We start from the raw sequence: 21,647 nt of genomic DNA on the forward strand, positions 1-21,647 counted from the left end.
ACCGCCGTGGTCCCGGTGGTCGTGCACGCCCGGGCGGGGGTCCCGCCCTGCGGCGTAGAGGATCTGAGCGGCCCGGCCGGGGGGACCCTGGACCGGGAGACGCTCGTCGCGGCCGGCCAGGCGCTGACCTGGCGGTCGGTCTTCACCAGCGGCTCGCTCACCGCGATCCCGCTGACCCCGGCGTCCGCGGTGATCATCGGGCACGACGGGGAGACGCCGCCGGAGCTGTGGCACGACCGGTTCACCCGGGGGTTCGCCCACCGGATGGCGGGCGAGCTCACCATCGCCTCGGTCACCGCGGGGCTGCTCGGCGAGACGGTCTCCGGGAACCGGGACGAGGACGCGAAGCTGCTCGGCTCGGCGATCGACGGGCTCGCCCGGCTGCTCACCGACCTGGAGGAGGCGTGCTCGCCCGGCGAGAAGGCGGACCGGATCGTGGCCGACACCGTCCGGACCCACTCCGCCCTGCTGGGCGCGCTCGCCCACCAGCAGGTCTCGGCCCGCGACCAGGGCGACTTCATCGTCCACACGGTGCGGTCGGTCGCCCGGCACCTGACCCGGTCGGACCTGGAGTCGATGCGGGCCCGGATCGGGCTGCCGTGGCCGGCCCGCGTGACCAGCGGTGTCGGCGATCAGCTGGGGCTGGCCCGGTGGCGGGCCACCATGCAGTCCGACGGCGACCAGATGTGGTGCCGGCTCGAAGCGCAGAACGTCCTGGTCACCGAGCTGTGGCTGCGGAATCCTCAGGAGCCGCCGGAATGAGGTACCCGAATCCCGTCCGGGTCACGATCACGCCGTCGCCGAGCTTGCGGCGCAGCCGGGACACGTGCTCGGCCAGCGTCCGGGAGACGCCCCGGTCGGTGCCCCACACGTGCAGCATGATCTCCTCCTTCGAGACCGCCCGGCCGCGGTTCACCGCCAGGAACTCCAGGACGGCGTACTCCATGGGGGCCAGCCGCACCTCCGCTCCCTCCCGGAACACCTGCCGGGCGGTGAAGTCGACCCGGACCGGCGGGATGTCGAGGAGGTCGCCGCGGGTCTCGCCGGCGTGCCGGGCGATGGTGCCCGCGCTGCGCCGGAGCAGCGCCTGGATCCGGGCGATGAGCACTTCCGGGTGGAAGGGCTTGACGACGTAGTCGTCCGCGCCCAGCCGCAGCCCGAGCGCCTGCTCGTGCGGCTCGGAGCGGGCGGTCAGCAGGATGATCGGCGTGGTGTTCCCCTGGTCGCGCAGCTGGTCGATCAGGGACAGCCCGTCGATGTCGGGGAGGTTGATGTCCAGCAGTGCGAGGTCGATGTCCCCCCGGCGCAGCGCCAGCCGGGCCAGCTCGCCGTTGGCCACCGACTCGACCTGGTAGTGGCGCTTGCGCAGCAGTCCCGACACGAGCTTCACGAGACGCGCATCATCATCTACCACCAGGATCCGCGCCATGGCGCCATGATAACGGGGGTGCGACAGCCATCCGGAGTGGCAGGAAACAGGCCGAGGTGCCGGCAGGGCGCCGTGTGCTGTACGGCGTGGTCGCTGCCGTCGTCGTCCTGAGCGTCTTCGGGATGAGCGGTTCGCCGTACAACCGGGTCGGTCCCGGGCCGGCGATCCAGATCGGCCGCCCGGAGGGCGGGTCCTGGTCGGTCCTGACGGCCCGCGTGCAGCGCAGCAACTGGTTCCAGTGGGGGAAGGCCGAACTCACCGGGGAACGCCTGGTCCGGGACGCGGGGCCGGGCCGCGGCGCCGGCGCCGCTCCGGCGCCGGGCGCCGACGCGATGAGCACCGCGCAGACGCATGCCGCGCTGGTCGCCGCCCAGCTCGCCGCCGGGCGGGCACCGGTGAGCGCCGCCGGCCTGCAGGTGAGCGCGGTCGGCGGGGCGGCCGCCGGAAGCGGCCTGCGCCCCGGCGACGTCCTCCTGGCGGCGGGCACCGCCGACGGTCTGACCCCGCTGCGCGCACCGGCCGACCTGGAGACGGCGGTCGCCGGGCGCGCCACCGTGCACGTGCTCGTCGTCCCGCACCTGTCCGGCGACGCGTGGGGCAGCGCCGAGGTCCGGCGGATCCCCGTCGGCCGGCTCGCCGGGACGGTGGCAGGCCCCACCGTCTCGGTCACCGCCTACCCCCTCGGCCCGGTGGAGGGGCCGTCGGCGGGGCTCATCCTGGCGCTGGCCCGCCTCGACGCGCTCACCCCGGGCGACCTGACCGGCGGGCGCCGCGTCGCCGGGACCGGCGCGATCGGACTCGGCGGGACCGTGACCGGCGTCGGCGACGTCCCCGAGAAGGTGCGCGCGGCGGTCGAGGCGCGCATGGACGTGTTCCTCGTGCCGATCTGGCAGCGGTCCGCCGCGGTCGCGGCGGCCGAGGGCACCCGCCTGCGGGTCGTGCCGGTCCGCACGGTGTCGGAGGCCGTCGAGCGGCTCTGCGCCGACGGAGGCCGCGCTCCGATCTGCTGAAGCCCGGCTTGCCGGGACGGCGGAGGCGGGACCGCTCAGGGGCGGCGGAGGTGGGGCAGCAGCGCGGCGAGCACGCGCCGGTCGACGACGGGGTCGCTCTCCCCGAGCCAGGCCGCGATCCGCTCGCTGACCTGCTCCAGGGAGCCCGCGAGCAGGTCGCCGTACTCGGGCTCGGGGAACCGTGCCTGGGACGACCGCACGGGATCGTCCGGAAGCACGGCGACGAACCCGCGCACCCGCACGCGGCGCGGCACCACCTTGCGGATCTCCTTCACCGCGGCGCCGATGCCGGTGTCGCCGCCGGGGAACGGGCGCCCGATGGCCGTGAGCGCGCCCTTGCCCGTCCAGGCGTAGGCCCCGGCGGGCCAGCGGCGGGCCATGACGACGGCGAGCCGGTCGCCCCGCAGCACGACGTGCTCGACATAGTGCACCGCCTGCCCGGACGGCCGCGGCGCCGTGAGCGCGTGCACGATCCGGACCCCGTCGAGCCGGGCGAGCCGCTCCAGCCCGGCGGCGCTCTCCCGCGCCACCACCTGCCGGGAGAGGTCGTGGTCGAGCCCCGCCCCGGGCACGTTGAAGATCTGGTAGTCGAGCGACTCGGGGGCGATCAGCCGGTCCAGCTCGCGGCCCTTCCGGACGAGGTGCGGCGCCGCGGCCAGTCCCGCGCCCCCCACGGCGAGCCCCAGCAGCACGCCGCAGAGCGTCCAGAAGGCGCCGCCCTTCGTCTCGGCGGCGGCGAGCACGGCGCCCCCGGCGAACGTCAGCACGCACACGGCCCAGAGCCAGGACAGGGACCGCAGCGTGGGCTCCAGCGCGATGAGCGGCATGGCGACCACGGGGAAGGCCACCAGGAGGAGGAACCCGAGCGGAAGCCCCGCGGGCCACAGCGCGAACACCGCGACCAGGAACACCACCGTCCATGCGGCGACGGCCGCCACCCGGTACCAGTGGGAGCCGAACCGGGGGCGGACGCGCGGGGCGGAACCGGGCGGGGGCGCCTGCGGCTTCGTGAAGGAGGGACCGGGCGGCGGGGTGCCGGAAGGGCCTCCGGATCCCGCGCCTTCCCGCCGTCCCCCGCTCTCCGCCCCCGGCCTCGGACCTGGCCCCGGCCGCGGCTCGGGATCGGGGGCCGGGTCGGGTTCCGGCCGGGAGGGAGGCGGCTCGGGCGGGGCCGTCCGGCCGCGAGCGTCGTACGCGGCGCGGGACGCCGGGTCCTTCAACGTGTCGTACGCCGTCTTGACCAGCCGGAACAGGCCGGAGGTGCCGCTGGCGTCGGGATGCACCGCGCGCATCGCCCTGCGGTACGCCCGCGTGATCTCCTCCGGCGTCGCGGTCCGCTCCACGCCGAGGAGTTCGTAGTAGTCCGGCTGATCGCTTCTCATCGCATCCCACTCGTCATCGGTCGTCCCTCCCGACCGTCCGCTGTTCCCGCCCCGCGGCTGGCCGGGAGCCGGCGGTGAGCGAAGACGGGCGGGGAGAACGGCTCCTCCCCGCCCGGCTCACTGGGTGCGCCTCGCAGCGCGCGGTCAGTCCTCCGCCGCGGGGACCGCCCAGAGGGTGATCATCGTGGCGGCGAACGTGGCGACCCCCGCGATGACGCAGGGGATGACGACCTGCCAGGCCGGGAACGTGGTCAGGGCCATGGCGCCCACGCCCGTCAGGCTGAAGGAGGCGGTGAAGAGGCCCCCGATCGCCGCGCCGAGCACGGGGTGGTGATACCCGCGCCACGTCCGGCGCAGGGACTGGACCGTCTGCGCGGTCCCGATGTAGAGCAGGATCACGCAGACGATGAACGGCACGACCACCGCGTCGAACGCCCACAGCAGCAGGAACACGGCCACGGTGGGGTAGAACGCGAGACGGAGGATCTCCTTGCGGTAGTTCGTCCAGCTCGCGAGGAGTTCGATCTCCTTGACCCGCGGGACGTCCGCGCGCTCGCGGAGCCACGGGAGGCGCAGCGCCAGCAGGAAGAGCAGGGCGGTGACGCCGGTCGCCGCCGTGATCACGCTGAAGGCGATGTGCACGCCCTGGAGGGTCCGCCCCGTGGGGACGTGGAGCACGGTCGCCGCGACGAAGACCCACGCCAGTGCGGCCGACAGGACCCGGGCCCTACGTGCCCGGGTTGATTCGGTTTTGGACATTCTGTTCTCGCTTTCCGTTGAGACGGGATCTGCCGGTCCCGAGGACTCGGCAGGCAATGACGACCGTGCGAAGTGGACGGGAAACGGCAACCGCCCCCACGAGGGGGCCGACCACGCGGCCGGAAAACGGAATGCCCCGGTGGGAACGGCGTCAGCCGTCCCCACCGGGGCACCGGTGTGCTCACTTCCTCCGGCAGGAGGAAGCGTGGGTGCCTCCGGTGAAACGGCCGTGGCCGCTCCACCGGAGACGGTGGTTCCCTTCGGTGGCCGCTAGGCGACTACCGCAGGTAGCTCTCCGGGAGCAGGTCGACCGGGTCGACCCACATCCCGTGGTAGAGCCCCGAGATGCCGAGCCGGTCGTTGACCGACACGACACGTCCCGGGTCACTGCGGTACATGACGGCCCCCTGCTCGAGGGGGACGAAGTGCGAGAAGGGGTAGACGGCGAACGAACCGCCGCGGAACGTGAGCTTGCCGTGCTCGGTGAGGACCCTGGTCCACTCCTGCACGAAGTGCTCGATGGTCTGTTCCACGTAGTCGTTGACCGACATGACGGCGCCCACCAGCATCTGCCGGAGCACCGCCACCACGTAGGAGGCTCCGCACAGTTCCTGGACCGTGCGGAGTTCCGGTTCGAGGTACTTGCCCGCGAACTTGACCTTCGTCCGGAGTTCCGGGTCGAGGATCAGGTTCCAGAGTTCGTCCCCCGAGTTCCGCATCGTGTCCACCAGGACCTGGAGGCTCGGGGCGTGGCGCCCCGGCTTCATGCCCACCAGGACCTCGTCGAGCGGTGCGAGTTCGTCACGGTCGACGATGTCCGCCGGGTCGAACCGGTCACCCTGGACCTCCCGAAGGATCTCCATGGTGCGGTCGCTTCCCTGTCGGCATCGCCTGGTGGCTTCCTCGCACCACCGCTGATAGGCCCTGGCCGAGGTCTGCTCCTGCTGCATGGCCGGGAGCAGGTAGGTCCAGTAGGCCCTCTGCGGCACGTCGATCACCTTGGGGCACCGGAGGTTCTCCGGTGCGTGCGCCATCACGTTTCCGGCGAAGGTGGCCGCCAGGCGCGCGAGGTTCTCCTCGTAGAAGGAGAGCTCCCGGACGAATCCGGCCGAGGTGATGAACTCGCCCACGTTCCCTTCCGCGCCGTGAGAGCCGAGCTGGAACGAGGTCCGCCGGCCTTCCGGGTCGGTAGAGATGGTGGCCCTGCTGCTGCCGTTGCAGCCACCCATGACGACGGACACGATCTCCGGCCTGTCGGCCAGGGCCTTGTCCGGTTCGCCGAGGATGAGCACGTGGTCGAAGGCGTTGCCGAGCTTGAAGCCGGCGTAGGCCCCCTGCACGTACGCGGAGCCGTCCTTCCTGAACCGGAGTTCGTAGACGACGCTCTCGTCCGCGACGGTGCCCGGGTCGACCGTCAGCTGGAGACCCCTCACGAGGTCCCCGACCTTCCGGCCGGCCTTGGTCGTGATCTTGCCCGCGCCGAAGTCCAGGTGCCCGAGAGCACCCTTCACCGGCTCGGGCGACCACAACCAGTTCGGCGTGATCAGGGCGCGCTCCCGTCCGAGGTGGACGGGGGTGATGCGGGACGAGTCGGGCCCGTCGGGGTCCGACTCTGTTGCCCAGCGGATGAGACCGCCGGAGTCCGGGCGTGCCATATGGCACACCTCCTTTTGGGTTGTACTGCGCCCGGGACTGAGTCCGGACGGCGCGGCTCGGAAGCCACTCACGTGGTTGAGCCACGCACAGTTGACTGTGCTGGTCGAACACGGATCGGCAAGTGAAAATCGAAATGACGGCCGTGTAACCGAGGTAACAGAAGATCGGTGACCTGGAGAGACGGGAAGAGGCGGGAACGGAGCAGTGCTCCGTTCCCGCCTCAGGGGTGGCAGGCGGCCGTCAGACGGCCGCCTGCCCACTTCAGGCGGAGAGGTCGCCCTTCCCGCCGCGGTCGCGGCGCCGCAGGACCGCCATCACGGCGGTCGCTCGACGTCGCGACCAGGTGACCAGCGGGGCCAGCGGCTTGCCGCCGACCTCGAGCTGGTAGAAGCAGCCTGCCCCCGCCGCGGTGACGAGGATGGCGCCGATGGCGTCCAGGCGGGTCGGGGAGTGCCCGAGCACCACCCAGTCCAGCGTCAGGGCCACCGTCGGCTCCACGGCGGTCAGAACCGAGAACGTGGCGGCCTTCATGAGGCGCCGCCCGAAGATCAGGTTCTGTCCGACCTGGGCGACGAACCCCGTCAGCAGCCCGGACAGGAAGGTGAGGCCGACCACCCGCCAGCTGTGCCAGTCGGGGCCGGGCGTGATGCCCGGAACCGTCCGGCCGAGCGCGGCGGACGCGGTGATCACGATCGCCGTCAGCGCGGCCAGCGCGGCCGTCGACCGCATCATGGACTCGGCGATCGCGACGTTGACGCGGTCGCCGAGCGCCTTCCCTAGCCGGTCGTAGGTGAGGAGGAAGTTGCCGTAGCACGCCGCGGCCCCGAGTGCGAACAGCACACCCAGGAAGTCGGCGTGCCCCTCCCAGGGACGGGTCACGAGCAGCATCCCGGGCGTCGCCAGGGGGAGCCACAGCAGACCCGAGAGCCTGCGGGGGCTGTCGGTCGCCATCTTCCAGATCGCCACCGCCAGCGGACCGGTCCACATGAGCGCGACGACGGTCCCCAGCGCCTCCAGCCGCTGGAGGGACAGCAGCGTGAGCGGGATCACGAAGGTGTTGCTGACCGCCATGCGGTTGATCAGCGTTCCCGCGTTGAGCTCCCGCAGCAGCCGCCGCCTGCCCCGCCGGATGAGCGCGGAGCGCTCCGCGAGGAGGACGAGGGGGATGGTGCCGAAGACGCCCGCCATGACGGCTGCCACCAGGGGCGATGCCTCGTCGATGACGAGGCCGTTGACCGCGTCCCCGCCGATGAGGGCGTAGAACACGATCAAGGTGATCACGAGCCCCGCTCCCGGCGTCCTGCCGAGGCGGTCGATGAAACCGGCCATTGGCCATCTCTCCTTTGTGTACGTCCCGGACCGAGCCGGGGCGCGTTCGTGGTTCCGTGAACCCGATGCGCGTCCTGACCTGGAAGGCCCGGACGCGCACCCGGTCGTGAGAACCGGTGGCACGTCCCGAGCCTTTTCGGAACGGCGTGGCCGAGCCACGCACTGACGACCGTGTCGAGGCCGTCATCAGAGGCAACTCCGGCAGGCGGACCGGAGAAACGAGGACGGCGGGGAGGATGGCTCCTCTCCGCCCGGCACACGGAAGTGCCCCGGTGGGGACGGCTTGCAGCCGCCCCACCGGGGCACCGGGTCGGGCTCACTCCGGTGCGGTCATCGCACGAAGTAGAGCTCTTCGAACAGGTCGCCGGTCGGCACCCGTTCGCCCTTCGAGGGCCCGCCGGGGTCGCGGACGACCATGTGGCCGGCCTTCCCCCGGAACAGGCTGAAGGGACCGCACGGCTCCGGCGTCTCGCCGAGGATCTCGCCCAGCGGTCCGATCGCCATCATCCGTGCCGCCCCGTCCGGGTGGAGCCGCGCGAAGCGGTCGGCCAGGCCGATCGTGCTGCGCGCGGCGCTCGCCTCGTCGACCACGATGGCCAGGCCGTCCCTGCCATAGGTCAGCAGGTTGACGACGTCGGCCGCGTTGACGAGTCCGGTGTGGCCGTTCAGATCGGGCAGATCCTCTGGAGCGAACCGCCGCTCGGCGTCGAGTCCGCTCCAGACCGCCTGCTGGATGTCCGGGTCCAGGACGAACTTCCAGAGTCCTTCCGTCTTGGACAACTCGCCGCGAAGGCCGAGTTCCGACGGCCTCTCGCCCCGGGCGACGGCCGATTGGAGCCGGTGCCCGATGTCGTGAAGCGCGTCGTAGGCGGCCACCCGCACCCGGCCCTGGTGCTCGCCCAGCATCTCTCCGAGGATTCGGGTGAACCGTTCCTGCAGGAGATGGCGGTTTCGCCTCGTCCTCCGGAACCAGCTTTCGCACAGTTCGGGCAGGACGCGGTCCTGGACCAGGGCGGGGAGCAGCGGTAGCCAGTCCTCCTCGGCGGGAACGCGAAACAGGACTCGCACCTCGATCCCGTCGGGCAGGGTGTGAACCAGCTTCGCGACACTCCCGGCGAAGAGCCAGAGCGCTTCCCACGTCCCCAGCAGAGTGCCTCCGGGCTCGAAGACGATGGAATCCACGCGGTCGTCCATCAACGCCAGGAACCACCCGGAGGCCAGTGACTCCAGCGGGACCCCGGACGTCGACATCCGCGCCACCGGACGCCGCCGGCCGCGCAGGCTGCCGGCGCCCACCAGGAGCGTGATGACCTTGGGTGCGGTCTTCAACGCGTGGTCGAGGTCGCCGCCGATCCACCAGTGCTTCACGTCGTCCCCGCCGCTGCGATATCCCGCGTGGGCGAGATGGTCCGGACCGGTCGCGGTGCGGACGACCGCCTCGGGCTGGGGGAAGACGCCGAGCAAGCCGAGCCCGTCTATCAGGGTCTCGAACCGGCGGCACGCCTCCGACGAGGCGCCCGTCAGCGGCCGGCCCGGCCCGCCGACCTCGCGCCGCAGGCCGGCGTGGGTCTCACCCGCCTCCATCGCGAACTTCCTGAGCACCTGCTCCGGCCCCTCCGGGGCCTCCACGATGTAGCGTCTGAGCGGGAATGACATAGGTCATCCCTCCTTCTTCTTTGTCGTCGCTCGCCCGCACGCTTCGTGCGGACGGCCCGGTCCGAGGACCGGGCAAAGATGACCGTGTCGTGCTCGACGCGTCCGGCAATGTCGCCGAAGCCGTCAGCGGGACGAGGACGCGAGGCGGGACGGAAAGGCGAGGCGGGACGGAGACGTGAGGCGGGAAGCGCCTAGACGGAACCGAAGAGCTGCGTCCAGTAGGTGCCCGCCGTTCCGCCCCCTTGGAAGCCGACCCCGATATGGGTGAAGTCGGGCTTGAGGATGTTGGCGCGGTGCCCGGGACTGTCCATCCAGCCCTGGACGACTTCGGCGGGGGAGCGCTGGCCGCACGCGATGTTCTCGCCGATGCCGAGGTGCGTGGAGCCCGCCGCGCGGGCGCGGTCCCAGGGCTGCGTGCCCTCCGGGGAGGTGTGGGAGTAGAAGCGGCGGACGGCCATGTCCTCGCTGTACGCCTGGGCGGCCGCGGTCAGCCGCGGGTTGTCGGCGAGCGGCCGGAGCCCGTGGGAGGCGCGGTGGGCGTTGGTGAGGGAGACGACCTCGGCGGCGAAGCGCGACCGGCCGGCCGGGGAGAACGGCGTCGCCCACAGGATCGTCCAGTAGAGGTCGCGGTCGCGGCCCCTTCCGGCGGCCTGGCCTATGCCGACGTTGCAGAGCTCCCCGTTGCGCAGGGCGTCCACCGGCCGTCCGCCGTCCAGGTGGTACTGCGTGAACTCCTCCAGCGAGCGCGGACCGGACACGAACTGCTCGTCGATGGTCAGATAGACGTAGCCGTGCTGGGTGACCTGGTCGAAGACCGACATGCCGTCCGGTCCGTCGGCGTCGAGCCGGCGCTGCGCGGCCATCACGGCGGCGTGCGCCTGCGCGGCCGCGGTGAGCCGTCCGTCCAGCGTGACGGGCGGCAGCCCGCTCCGGCCGCGCCGGAAGTTGACCTCGCGGGCGAAGGCGTCCAGATGCCCGACGGAGACCGGCGGCAGGGCGGGGCGGCGGGAGACGGCCGGAGGCGGCGCGACCGGCGGCGGGGGAGGCATGACCGGTGGCGGGGGAGGAGCCTGGGAACCGTCGTCGGTGACGTCGACGCCGAAGTCGCGGGCGAGCCCGGCCAGGCCGTCGGCGTACCCCTGGCCGATGGCGCGCAGCTTCCACTGGTCCCCGCGCCGGTAGATCTCCACGAGCAGCAGGACGGTCTCCGTCGCCGGGCGCGGCGGGCTGAACCGGGCCACCACCGCGCCGTCGCTCCCGACGGCCCGCAGCGCGGGGGCGGGCAGGCGGCTCAGCGGAGTCCCGGGATCGGCCGCGCTGATGACCACCGTGACCCGGCTGGCCCCGGCCCGCAGCCGCGCCGGATCCACCATGACGGCTCCGGCCCCCAGGCGGGCGCCCGGAGCGGAGGGCTGGTTGTAGAAGACGAAGTCGTTGTCGCCGCTCACCTTCCGGTCGTCACCGGTGATCAGCGCGGACAGGTCGAACGGCCCCGGAACCTCGATCGAGATCGCACCGCCGGGCAGCGCCAGATTCCCCCCGGCCATCAGATCGCGCATCGCCTACCCCCGTCAGAAGAGGCCGTCCGCACGAAGGGGAGGTGCCGGACGACCGCGCCGAGCGAACACAAGGGTTCGTCCAAGACCGTACGAAGCCGGGGCGAAGCGGCAAACGAGTGACCCCCGGACATCGCGTCCGGGGGCCTGGTCCCCGCCTAGGCGGGGACCAACTCAGGCGGCGTGGCCGAGGCTACGCCGCAGGAACCGCAGCCACCAGGGCGCGGTGTGGAGCTCCAGCTCGCGGACGAACTGGAGTGCGCCGGCCGGCCCGTCCACGACGATGTCGGCCAGGTCTTCGAGGGGCTTGTGGCCCTTCACGGCCACCTTGAGGACGGGGATGCCCAGCCCTCGCAGGTAGTCGAACAGGAGGAAGACGCCCAGGTCGGGCGCGCTGTCTCCCACGAAGATGAAGTAGGGGCTCTGCAGGGAGGGCACGAGCTCGGAACCGGACGCCTCCAGAGACGCCCAGATCTGCTCGTAGACCTCCTGCTCGACCGGGTCGAAGCCCCGGACGAACCCCTCGATCACCTCGGCCGGCAGGAACTGCCGGGCGAAGCAGGCGGCCGACACCTTCTTGCTCATGCCCAGGGGGCTGAGCTCGACCACCAGGTTGCCCGGGTGGTACGCCAGACGGTGCTCCTCGGCCAGGGACTGCTGGCGGGCGAGCAGCTGCCCGACCGCCACGTCGTCGTCGGCGGCCGTCCAGTGAACGGCGACCGCGTGGGTCTTGCGCTCAACGCTGTACGTCGTGCCGTCCAGCGCCGAGATCGCCGTCGCGAGGCCGGGCGGAACCGGCACCAGGTCGACCTGCCGGCCGGCCTGCCACCTTTCGGCGCCGAACTGGCACCAGGCCACGACGCCCCGGACGAGCATCCCGAAGGACCGGAGCTGCTCCGACGCCCGCCCGGTCAGGTAGGCCATCATGAACAGCCGGCTCCTCCCGAGACGGGAGAACAGCCGGGGGATCTGGCAGAGGACGAGCGGCGTCCTCGGCCACCTCACCGGGTCCCAGAAGGATCCGTCGAGGTCCACCAGCAGGATGGTCCGCCGGATGTTCCGCAGGATCTCGGTTAGCGCGATCCGCCCCGCCGCCGTCCTGACGGTGAAGCAGGCCATGCCGTCGGCGTCCCGCATCGGGCGGGTGAGGCCCAGGAAGAACTGAACCACCCGCAGCACCGCCCTTACGACGGTGTTATTGAAGCCTCGAGGTTCCGAGGCTTCGCGCGCCCTTTTACGCACAGGGCACACTCCTTTCCCATGTTCTTTGGTTCTGTGGCGTCCGCGACGCCACTCGGATGAGACCGCCCTGGCGAACCAGAGGCGCTCTCAGCTCAGACCGTCCCTGACCAGGCGCGGGGCGCAAGTCGGATCCCGTCCGGCGGACGACGGCGCGAATGCCGAACGCCCCGGAAGCCCGGCGGCACGGTGCCTGCGCCGGTTCGTGAGGAGGTTCGGGTTGCCGTGGTGCCGTGCTTCAGGACGGTTAACAGAGCCGACTCATCAGTCGGGCTCGCAGGCCCTCAGGGCAGGCGAGACACAACAACCGCCCGGCTTCGCGCCGGGCGGCACGCAATGCACAGGAAGGGACCAATCGTGTCCACGAAAATCGCTGTGGCTGGAACCGGCCACGGTCCCAGCCCCCTCCGGAGGCGGGCGGCGACGGCGCTGCTCATCGCCATGTTCCTCCAGGGCGTGGGAGGCGCGCTCACCACGGGTTCCGTCCCGTTGGCGGCGGCCACCCTCATCGTCCTCGGCGGGACGCCCCTCCTCTTCGGCTACACGAGCCTCGCGTACCGGCGCTACGGGCGCTCCATGTTCAGCATGGGCACCTTCGGGCAGGAGGAGACGACGATCTTCAAGACGCTGCGCAGGGGCGGGTTCACCGTCGACGCGGCGGCGCTCAGGTGGGTCTTCGTCGGTGTCATCGGGCTGACCAGCCTGGGCATCAACATCGGGATCGCCGAGGCCGACAGCATCATCGGCACCGGCCCCCGGACCGCCGTCCAGACGCTGGGCACGCTGCTGGCGGGCGTCCTGACCTTCGTGGTCTGGCAGCCCCGCCGGTGGAACCAGGTGGTCCTGCGGTTCATGCTGTTCGGTTCGATCGTCTTCGCGGTCGCGCTGTTCAGCAACGGCGGGAACATCGAGACCCGCGGGCTCGTGTGGGCCGGCGTCGTCGGTCTGCACATGTTCATGGTCCAGAAGGCGCTGACGGCCTTCGGCACCGAGGCGTTCGAGGACGACAAGGTGAACAAGGAGCTGAGCCAGCGGTACCGGGACGTCGGCATGACGCTCGCGAACTGCATCACGCTCGGCCTCATCGTTCCGTGGGCGCTGCTGAACCACAGCTTCCCCACCCCGGACAAGTTCGCGGGTGCGCTGCTGCCGGTGCCGGCGCTCTACGCGCTGATCCCGCTCTGCGTGATGTTCCTCCCGGTCCTGCTCATGAACTGGGCCCGGAACCACCTGCAGGAGACCGAGCAGGCGATGCTCTCCTCGACGGCCCCCATCGCGGGTGCCTTCGCGGCGCTCCTGCTGTCCTTCATCGGCTGGGCCAACACCCCGTCGCTCGACGGCGGGCAGTGGGTCGGCATGTGGATGGTCTTCGGAGCCGCCCTCGCGGCGGGGATCGACGTCGCCGTCCACGCCAAGCTCGACCAGAAGGACACCGAACTGGCGTACGTGTGGGGCCAGCTCACCGAGGCGAACACCCGGATCACCGGGCTGATCACCGAGGCCGGGCAGGCGAACGACAGGTGCGCCGAGGCGACCCGCCTGTACCAGGAGGCGGACACCAAGGTGCGTGAGACGGAGGCCAAGCTGCGCGAGGCCGACGCCGAGCGCCAGCGGCTCCAGGCCGAGCTCGACGCCAGGAACGCGGAGGCCCAGCCCCCCGCGGCCAACGGCGCCAAGTCGGTCAAGTACAGCGAGGTCACGGGCCTGGTCGGCACGCGGGACGGGATCCGTTTCCAGCGCGCCGGCGGGCTCACCGTCGAGAGCGACGGCGTCGTGATCGAGACCAAGGGCGTCCAGGAGGCCTCCGTCGGCAACGACGGGAGCTTCACGGGCGGCCGGGTCGACAGCGGCGTCGTCAGGTGCGACGGCCGTGAGTTCCGGTTCCTGGGAGGCGAGGCCGTGCAGGCCGACCCCGACGGGAACTACCGGATCGAGCGGGTGGCCTACGGCGACTCGATCGGCGCTCCGAGCGCCGAGTAGAGCCGCCGCCCGAGATTTCCGGCCTGAACCGGCACCGCGTGGAAGCGGATGCGAGGTGAGGGCCGGCCAACCCTCTCTCGCATTCGGCGAAACGTGGTGTCGGCCTCGGCAGACGCCGCGGTCAGCCGAGTGTGGAGCGAGGGTCGGCCAACCCTCCTCCGCACTTCGGTGAACCGCAGCGTCGGCCTCGGCAGACGTCACGGCGAGTCGGGTGCGAGGTGAGGGTCGGCCACCCTCCTTCGCATCCGGCGAAACTGTGGCGTCCGCCTGGCGGGCACCTCGGTGCAGTCGGATGAGACGAGGGTCGGCCAACCCTCCGTCGAATCCGACGAACCGTACGTGTCCGAGCCGAGTGCGGCACGGAATCTCATGCGAGGGTCGGCGGCTGGCCGCCTCCGACCTCAGCATCGAGCGGGAGGGAGCGCCACTCCCCTCCGCTTCTCGGTGGCCGTCCGGGGGAAACCCCGGACGGCCACCAACCTCAACGGCCGGTCTCCCCAGACCGGCCGTTCTTCTTTTCCGGAGCCGGTTCGCCGCCGTCCGGCCGTGGCCCTCGCCCCTGTGCCCGAGAAAAACGGCGGGAGCCTCCGGGGAGTTCTTCCGGAGGGCCTCCCGCCGTTTCTGCGCGCCCTCGGCGGCGGTTCACGACGCCGCCGCTTTCGAAGGAGGGCCCGCGCCATTGCAGCCTAACGCCGGAAATGGCGTCACGAGCGTTTCGTAAGAGCCTGTTCACCCCGCGTCAACCTCCAGGTCTCCGCAGCTGAGTCGGCATGTCCGAAGATCGTTGAACACGACCTGGCTCTACGGAGTCGTATCCGTTCTTCGGTGCGACAAAGGGAGCCGGGTCACGACCGGTTCTCTTTGTGTGCGCCTCACACGAGGAGTTCTCGGAAATGACAAACAAGAAATCTGAAAGCAGGCGGTACCCCTGGCTCGGGGTGGCGCTCGGAGGCGCGGACCGGCTCAGCTCGGCGTCCGGCAAGGCGCTCCTCGACGAGCGGCTGATCGGCGCGAACGGTCTGCAGATGCACCAGGCGACGGCGCTGGAGGCGACCTTCGGCGGTCTGCTGCTCCTGCTCCGCGTCTTCTTCTGGAAGATCTCGGGGAAGGGCGGAGACGACCGGCCGGCCACCGAGATGCCGGCGCGGTCGCGGCGGATCCTGTCCCTGATGACGTTCGGGGTGATCGGCGGCGACAAGGCGCTGCTGTTCTCGGCCCTGCTGTTCATCCCCTTCAGCGTCACCGGAGGGATCTACTACACCGTCCCGCTTCTCATCCCCGTCATCGCGGGGTTCAGGAGCGGGAGCAGGGGACGCGCCGCCCTCCTCACGCTCTTCGCGGCGGCGGCCGCGGTCGGCGTGGTCCTGCTCGTCCAGCAGGACGGGCCGGCTCCCGGAAGCGGCTACCTGCTCGGCGTGATCTGCGCCCTCGGCGCGGGCGGCCTGCGGACCCTGTACCTCCCCGTCACCGACCGCCTCATCAAGGGCGCGGGCCGGTACTACACGGAGAAGGTGATCGCCTGGTCGACGCTGTCCGTCGGCGTGCTCGCCGGCGGCATCGTCATGCTCACCGGGGGCCTCACCTTCCTGAACTGGCAGCTCGTCCTCTGGGCGATGCTGGTGGGGCTGCTGAACAACACCCTGCCCCGCATCATCCAGATGCCGGCGAGGGAACTCGCGGGCGACGCCGTGTACTCGGTGTTCCTCACCGCGAGTCCGCTGATCGCCACCCTCGTCGGGCTGGCCTTCCTCGACACGCGGCTGATCCCGATCCAGTGGGCCGGGGTCGTCGTCATCACGGTGGCCGCGGCAGCGGTCGCCCAGATGAGCTTCAGCCTCAGGGACCGGACCCACGCACCGCTCATCGAGCTGTCGTCGGCCACCCCCGAGGCCGTCCTGCAGCACGCTCTGGAGGAGCGCGGCAAGATCCTGGAGACGCTGGAAAGGCTGACCCAGGAGTACGGGGCCTGCGAGCAGGCCGTCCTCCAGGCCGAGCGCAGGGTCGCCGAAGCCCGGCTCGTGAAGGCTCGCGCCGACGCGAAGAAGGCGCAGACCGCGGCGGCGAAGACCCGGACCGAGGCGGAGAGGGCCGCGACCCACGCGGAGACCGCCGCGGCTCAGCGGGACGCCGCCGAGGCAGCGGTCAGGACGGCCGAGGAGGAGGTCCGTCTCGCTCGGGAGAAGGCTCCCACCACGCCGTCTTCCTAGCCGACGGCAGACGCGTCCCCCTGACAGGGGGGCGCCTACCGCCCTACAAGCGGAGCAGGGGTGCGGAGACTGCCTTCTCCGCATTCTGAACACGGTCCGGGGCCGGGCCGGCCAACCCGCGCCCCCGAACCGTGAAGTCCATCCAGCGCGACGCCGGCCAGCGCCGCGCTTCCGACCCGACGGCGGGAGGACCAGTCCTCCCGCCGTCCCTTTTCTTTCACACGTCGGCGCCGGTCCGGGGTTCGTCGGTCTTGGCCGGGACGGCCTCGTGGCAGGCGACGCTGTGCCCGTCGGTGAGCGGCAGCAGCCGCGGGTCCTCGGTGGCGCACCGGTCGACCGCGATCGGGCAGCGGTGCCGGAACGGGCAGCCCTCGGCGGCGGCCAGCGCGTCCGAGGCGCCGGCGGCCCGGTGCGTCGCGCCCAGCCGGGGGACCGCGTCGCGCAGCGCGGCGGTGTAGGGGTGGGCCGGGGTGCCGAGCACCGTGCCGATGGGGCCGGACTCCACGATCCGCCCGGCGAACAGGACGTGCACGGTGTCGCAGAGCCGGTCGACGATGGCCAGGTTGTGGGTGATCAGCAGGTAGCTCAGCCCGTGCTCGTCCCGCAGCCCCGCCAGCAGGTCCAGCACGTGGGCCTGCACGGTGACGTCGAGGGCGCTGGTCGGCTCGTCCAGGACGAGCAGCCGCGGGTCGACCGCGAGCGCCCGCGCGATGACCACGCGCTGCCGCTGCCCGCCGGACAGCTGGTGGGGCCGGCGCCCGGCGAGGGAAGGATCGAGGCCGACGTCGGTGAGCAGCTCCGTCACCGACGGGAGGTCCCCGTCCTTCCCCGCGGGCTCGCCGCCGGCGCGGCGCCGCCGGACCCGCAGCGCCTCGGAGATCGAGGCGCCGATGCGCATCCGGGGGTCGAGGGCCTCGCTGCCGTCCTGGAACACCGGCTGGACCTCGGACCGGTAGAGCGCCCGCCCCGCCCGGTCGAGCCGGGCGATGTCGCGGTCGCGGAACAGCACCCGGCCCTGCTCGGGCTTGACCAGACCGAGCAGCGCCCGCGCGATGGTGGTCTTGCCGGATCCGCTCTCCCCGATGACGGCGACCCCGCCGGAGCCCTCCGGCACCGTGAGGGAGACGCCGCGGACCACCGGGGTCCGGTCGTAGCTGACCGTGAGGTCGTCCGCGCTGAGCATGGTCACTCCCCGATCGCGGGGACTGCGTCGAGCAGTTCCCGGGTGTAGGCGGCGGAGGGGCTGTGCAGGACGTCGGAGGCCGGTCCCGCCTCGACCACGTGGCCCTGCCGCATGACGACGACGTGGTCGGCGATGCCGGACACGACGGCCAGGTCGTGCGAGACGAAGACCAGGGCGATGCCGTGCTCGTCGCGCAACCGGGCCAGCAGGTCCAGGACGGCGGCCTGCACGGTGACGTCCAGTGCGCTGGTGGGCTCGTCGGCGAGGATGACGTCGGCGCGCAGGGCCACGGCCATCGCGATGGCGAAGCGCTGCGCCTGGCCGCCGGAGACCTGGTGCGGGTAGCGGCGCAGCAGCCCCGGGTCGAGCAGGACGCTGCGCAGCGCCTCCTCGGTCCGCTCGCGGGCCTCGGCGCCGCGCAGGCCGTGCCGGGCGAGCACCCGCTTGAGCAGTGCCCCGAGCCGCATCGTGGGGTTGAGGGACGCCTGCGGGCTCTGGCTGACCAGGGCGATCACCGAGCCGCGCATCTTCGACAGCGTGCGCTCGTCCGCCGTCACGACGTCGGTGCCGTTGACGACGATCTTCCCGCTGACCCGCAGCCCGTCGGTCAGCCCGAGCATCGCGTTCAGCGCGGTCGTCTTGCCCGATCCGCTCTCGCCGACGATCGCGGCGCACTCGCCGGGGCCGACGCTCAGCTCGTCGAGCGAGGCCAGCAGCAGGTCGCCGGCCCGCACCCGCAGGTTCTCCGCAGTGAGCACCGGTTTCATCGGGTGACCTCCCGCCGGGGGTCGAGGGCGGCTCGCATGCCCTCGCCGAGCACGTTGAAGCAGAACGCCGTGATCACGATGGCCAGACCGGGGAAGGCGACCACCCACCAGTTGGTGGTGAACAGGCTCTGCCCCTGCTGGACCATCAGCCCCCATTCCGCGGTGGGCTCCTGCGGCCCGAGGCCGAGGAAGGACAGCGCCGCGGCGGTGAGGATGACCCCGCCCGCGTCCAGGGACAACTGGACCAGGACGGGGGTCAGTGAGTTGGGCAGGACGTGCCGCAGCACGATCCGCGTCCGGGACCCGCCGAGGCAGCGGGCCGCGTCGATGAAGCCGCGCGACCTGATGGAGGTCGCGGCGACCGCGCTCATCCGGGCGTACCAGGGCCACCAGGAGGCCGTGATGGCGATGATCGCCCCCTGCGTCCCCGGGTGCAGCACGAGCGCCAGCGCCACCGACAGCAGCAGCGCCGGAAAGGCCAGGAACACGTCGGTGATCCGCATGATCACGTCCCGGACGATCCCGCCCGCGTAGCCGGCGACGACGCCGAGCAGCACGCCGATCACGGCGGACAGCGCGAGCACGGAGACGGCGATCGTCAGCGAGGTGCGCGCCCCGTAGAGCACCCGGGTGAGCATGTCGCGGCCGACCCCGTCCGTCCCGAACCAGTGCTCGGCGCCGGGCGCCCGCAGCGCCTCGGCCGGATGGGTCGCGTCGGTGCCGTCGCCCGGGTAGGGCGCCAGCAGCGGGGCCGCGAGCGCCGCGAGGACGATCAGCGCGAGGACCACGGCGCCGACGGCGGCCAGCCGGTCGGTGCGGGCCGCCCGCAGCACCCGGTGCACGGGCCGGTCCCGCAGGGGCGCGGCGGGGGCGGTGTCGAGAGCGGTCATCTGATCCTCACCCGCGGGTCGATGGCGGCCTGCGCGAGGTCCACCAGCAGGTTGACGACGACGTAGGTGAACGCGATCGCGATGGTGACGCCCGCGATGGCGGGGGCGTCGGACGAGCGGATCGAGTCGGCGGCGTACCGGCCGAGCCCCGGCCAGTTGAAGATGGCCTCGACCAGGAAGGCGTTCACCAGCGAGAAGGCGAACACCAGCGCCAGCAGCGCCAGCACCGGGCTGAGCGCCGGACGCAGCGAGAACCGCGTCAGCACCTGCCACCGGGTGAAGCCGAGGGCCCGTTCCAGCCGCGCGTGGTTCTGCGTGGACTCCTCGATGAGCGCGGCGCGCGTCATCTGGGCGACCACGCCGGTCGGGTAGGCCGCGATCGCGGCCGCGGGCAGCACCAGGTGCGCCAGCGTGCTGCCGAGGATCGGCCAGTTCCCGGTGATCAGCGCGTCCACCGCCGTGATGTTGGTGTACAGGTGCAGCGGGCTGGTGCCGTCCAGCCTGGGGTCGTACTCGCCGGCGACGGGGAGCCAGCCCAGCTTGGTGGCGAAGACGTTCTGCGCGAAGAGCGCCAGCAGGAAGACCGGCACCGACACGCCCGCCATCGAGGTGATCCGGATGGACCCGTCGGCCGGCCGGCCCCGGAACCGGGCGGCGAGCACCCCGAGCGGGATGCCCACCAGGACCGCGATGATGACCCCGGTGCCGACCAGTTCCAGCGAGGCGGGGAAGGCGGTGGAGATGTCGCCGAGCACGTCCTGGCGGGTGTGCAGGCTGATTCCCCAGTCGCCCTGGACCAGCGAGGTGAGGTAGTCCCAGAGCTGGACGGGCAGCGTGTCGTCCAGGCCGAGTTCCGCGCGGGTCCGGGCGAGCTCGGCGGCGGAGGCCCGGGGCCCGGCGTAGGTCACCGCCGGGTCCCCGGGGACCAGCCGCATCACCACGAAGGTGAGCACCACGACACCGGCGACGACGAACGCGGCCTGTGCCAGGCGTCGAAGCAGGTAGCGGGTCATGTCACGCGGCCGGGCTGAGCTCGTGGGCGAACACGACGTTCGGATACGCCGGGTCGTCGGTGTAGCCGTCGACGTCCGCCGAGTACGCCCGCTGGTACTGCTGGACGAACAGCGGCGCGGCGACGGCCTGGTCGACCAGGAGCTTGCGCTGGAGCGACGCGTACGACGCCTCCGCCGCGGACCGGTTCGTGGCGGTCAGCTCCGGCAGCTTGTCGATCTCACCGTCGACGGCGGAGTCGTCGAGGTAGGTGAGGTTGAAGTTGACCGGGTCGGCCGAGCGGAACAGGTTCAGGAACCAGCTGTAGGCGTCCGGGTAGTCCGGGTACCAGTACATGACGAAGACGTCCTGGCGCTTCGCCGCGTCCTTGCTCTTGGCACGGTCCCACTGGGCGTCCCACTGCATCGGCTTCGCCTGGAGCTTGACGTTCAGGCCCTTGAGCGCGGAGCTGAGCAGCGTCACGAACTTCTGCTGGTCGTCGTCGCCCTGCGCGTAGGTGAGGTCGAGCGTCAGCGACTTCTTGCCCGGACCGTACCCGGCCTCGTTCAGCAGCCGCGTCGCCGCCGCGGTGTCCTGGCGTCCGGCCAGACCCGGCGTGGCGCCGGTGAGCCCGTCCGGGACGACGCCGCTGGCGGCGGTTCCGGAGCCCTTGAGCGTCGACACGAGGCCGTTGTAGTCGATCGCCGCCTGGACCGCCTTGCGGAGCTTGACGTCCTTCAGCGGGCCGGCCTCGGTGTTGAAGAACGCCATGAGGTTCTGGAACGAGGGCACCGAGTCGGTCTTGAGGCTCTTCATCCCCTTCGCCTGGGCGAACAGCTGCGGGTTCAGCCGGTGCACGTAGGTGACGTCACCGGCCTGCAACTGCTGCCACGCGGTGGTGACCTGCGGGGTGTTGCGGAACTCGACACTGGTGTAGTGCGAGCCCTTCCAGCCGCCCCAGTAGTCCTTGAACTGGCCCAGCCGGACCTCGGCCTCCTGCCCCTTGTTCCAGGAGGCGACGGTGTACGGGCCGCTGCCCGTGTCGTGGCCCTTCGCGACGTAGTCCTTCAGGTCGCCGCCGCCGGGAGCCTTCGTGTCGTAGATGTAGGAGGCGTAGCCGGAGGAGGAGACCAGGTCGAGCGGCGCCGCGTACTTCAGCTCGAACACCAGCGTCTGCGGGTCCGGCGTCTCGATCTTCTTCACCGGTTCCCAGATGTAGGCCGCGCCGCCCTTCATCTTCATCGTCCGCTCGATCGCGGCCTTGGCGACGCTGGAGGTCAGCGCGGTGCCGGTGTGGAACTTCACGCCCTCCCGCAGGGTGAACGTCCACTTCTTGCCGCCGTCGGACGAGGCCCACTTGGTCGCCAGCCGCGGCTCGACCTTCTTGGCCTTGGTGTTGTACCGCGTCAGCGACTCGTAGACGTTCTGCATCGCGATGATCTCGTTGGAGTACGAGGTCGCGGGATCCCAGTCGGTGACGACGTTGAGGTTGAACGAGTAGACGAACGTGCTGGACGTGGAGGCCGTCTTGCGGACGGCTCCGCCCGAGCAGCCGGTGACGGCCACGGCGACAGCCGCCGCGAGCGCCAGTGATCTTATGCGCCAGGTCATGAC

At 71.6% G+C, this 21,647-nt stretch carries 17 protein-coding genes; 4 read left to right on the top strand and 13 right to left on the bottom strand.

The features are described from left to right. The first annotated feature begins 6 nt into the window (after nt 1-6). Nucleotides 7-762, top strand: coding sequence for a hypothetical protein (locus tag ABD944_RS16200; protein ID WP_345177096.1), 756 nt, complete (start codon nt 7-9; stop codon nt 760-762). Here ABD944_RS16200 and ABD944_RS16205 read toward each other — a convergent pair. Next, entirely contained in the window at nt 719-1,429 is a 711-nt protein-coding gene (locus ABD944_RS16205; protein WP_345177098.1) for a response regulator transcription factor, read from the bottom strand. The two genes, ABD944_RS16200 and ABD944_RS16205, sit on opposite strands and share 44 nt — an antisense overlap. An 86-nt stretch (nt 1,430-1,515) precedes the next feature. Between ABD944_RS16205 and ABD944_RS16210 the strand changes: the two genes are divergently transcribed. Next, nucleotides 1,516-2,439: a S16 family serine protease gene (locus ABD944_RS16210; RefSeq protein ID WP_345177101.1), complete on the top strand. Its 924-nt coding sequence runs from the start codon at nt 1,516-1,518 to the stop codon at nt 2,437-2,439. A gap of 35 nt (nt 2,440-2,474) precedes the next feature. Here ABD944_RS16210 and ABD944_RS16215 read toward each other — a convergent pair whose 3' ends face one another. From ABD944_RS16215 to ABD944_RS16245, 7 genes are all read right to left on the bottom strand, one after another. After that, on the bottom strand, nt 2,475-3,821 hold the full coding sequence (locus ABD944_RS16215; protein ID WP_345177104.1) for a J domain-containing protein: 1,347 nt from the start codon (nt 3,819-3,821) through the stop codon (nt 2,475-2,477). A 144-nt stretch (nt 3,822-3,965) separates the two neighbouring features. After that, nucleotides 3,966-4,580 (bottom strand): hypothetical protein, encoded by a 615-nt coding sequence (locus ABD944_RS16220; protein WP_345177105.1) that lies wholly within the window; start codon nt 4,578-4,580, stop codon nt 3,966-3,968. 278 nt (nt 4,581-4,858) lie between these two features. Beyond that, nucleotides 4,859-6,235 carry a hypothetical protein gene (locus tag ABD944_RS16225; RefSeq protein ID WP_345177108.1) on the bottom strand — a complete coding sequence of 459 codons (1,377 nt, stop codon included), beginning with the start codon at nt 6,233-6,235 and terminating at the stop codon, nt 4,859-4,861. Between the two features lie 262 nt (nt 6,236-6,497). Then, nucleotides 6,498-7,565 (bottom strand): DMT family transporter, encoded by a 1,068-nt coding sequence (locus tag ABD944_RS16230; RefSeq protein WP_345177111.1) that lies wholly within the window; start codon nt 7,563-7,565, stop codon nt 6,498-6,500. A 330-nt stretch (nt 7,566-7,895) separates the two neighbouring features. Further along, a complete protein-coding gene (locus tag ABD944_RS16235; RefSeq protein WP_345177112.1) occupies nt 7,896-9,221 on the bottom strand; it encodes a hypothetical protein in 1,326 nt (441 codons plus the stop codon). A 191-nt stretch (nt 9,222-9,412) separates the two neighbouring features. Next, nucleotides 9,413-10,780: a CAP domain-containing protein gene (locus ABD944_RS16240; protein WP_345177115.1), complete on the bottom strand. Its 1,368-nt coding sequence runs from the start codon at nt 10,778-10,780 to the stop codon at nt 9,413-9,415. A 171-nt stretch (nt 10,781-10,951) separates the two neighbouring features. After that, on the bottom strand, nt 10,952-11,956 hold the full coding sequence (locus ABD944_RS16245; protein ID WP_345177117.1) for a trehalose-phosphatase: 1,005 nt from the start codon (nt 11,954-11,956) through the stop codon (nt 10,952-10,954). Between the two features lie 417 nt (nt 11,957-12,373). On the opposite strand from ABD944_RS16245, the gene ABD944_RS16250 reads away from it, so the two are divergent. Beyond that, nucleotides 12,374-13,996: a hypothetical protein gene (locus ABD944_RS16250; RefSeq protein WP_345177120.1), complete on the top strand. Its 1,623-nt coding sequence runs from the start codon at nt 12,374-12,376 to the stop codon at nt 13,994-13,996. Between the two features lie 893 nt (nt 13,997-14,889). Then, the gene (locus tag ABD944_RS16255) at nt 14,890-16,203 is read left to right on the top strand and encodes a hypothetical protein (protein WP_345177122.1); all 1,314 of its coding nucleotides are present in this window, start codon (nt 14,890-14,892) and stop codon (nt 16,201-16,203) included. A 217-nt stretch (nt 16,204-16,420) separates the two neighbouring features. On the opposite strand, the gene ABD944_RS16260 is transcribed toward ABD944_RS16255, so the two are convergent. The 5 genes from ABD944_RS16260 to ABD944_RS16280 are packed head-to-tail and all read right to left on the bottom strand — an operon-like array spanning nt 16,421 to nt 21,644. Beyond that, complete coding sequence (locus tag ABD944_RS16260) at nt 16,421-17,386, bottom strand: ABC transporter ATP-binding protein (protein ID WP_345177124.1); 966 nt, start codon at nt 17,384-17,386, stop codon at nt 16,421-16,423. A gap of 2 nt (nt 17,387-17,388) precedes the next feature. Beyond that, nucleotides 17,389-18,153 carry an ABC transporter ATP-binding protein gene (locus ABD944_RS16265; protein WP_345177126.1) on the bottom strand — a complete coding sequence of 255 codons (765 nt, stop codon included), beginning with the start codon at nt 18,151-18,153 and terminating at the stop codon, nt 17,389-17,391. Beyond that, nucleotides 18,150-19,043, bottom strand: a complete 894-nt coding sequence (locus ABD944_RS16270) for an ABC transporter permease (protein WP_185032556.1) — start codon at nt 19,041-19,043, stop codon at nt 18,150-18,152. Before ABD944_RS16270 ends, ABD944_RS16265 begins: the two co-directional genes overlap by 4 nt. After that, nucleotides 19,040-20,056 carry an ABC transporter permease gene (locus ABD944_RS16275; protein ID WP_345177131.1) on the bottom strand — a complete coding sequence of 339 codons (1,017 nt, stop codon included), beginning with the start codon at nt 20,054-20,056 and terminating at the stop codon, nt 19,040-19,042. Before ABD944_RS16275 ends, ABD944_RS16270 begins: the two co-directional genes overlap by 4 nt. Nucleotide 20,057: 1 nt before the next feature. After that, nucleotides 20,058-21,644 (bottom strand): ABC transporter substrate-binding protein, encoded by a 1,587-nt coding sequence (locus tag ABD944_RS16280; RefSeq protein ID WP_345177134.1) that lies wholly within the window; start codon nt 21,642-21,644, stop codon nt 20,058-20,060. Nucleotides 21,645-21,647 lie beyond the last annotated feature (3 nt).

The sequence above is a fragment of the Actinomadura verrucosospora genome (assembly GCF_039540335.1).
Taxonomy (GTDB): domain Bacteria; phylum Actinomycetota; class Actinomycetes; order Streptosporangiales; family Streptosporangiaceae; genus Spirillospora; species Spirillospora verrucosospora.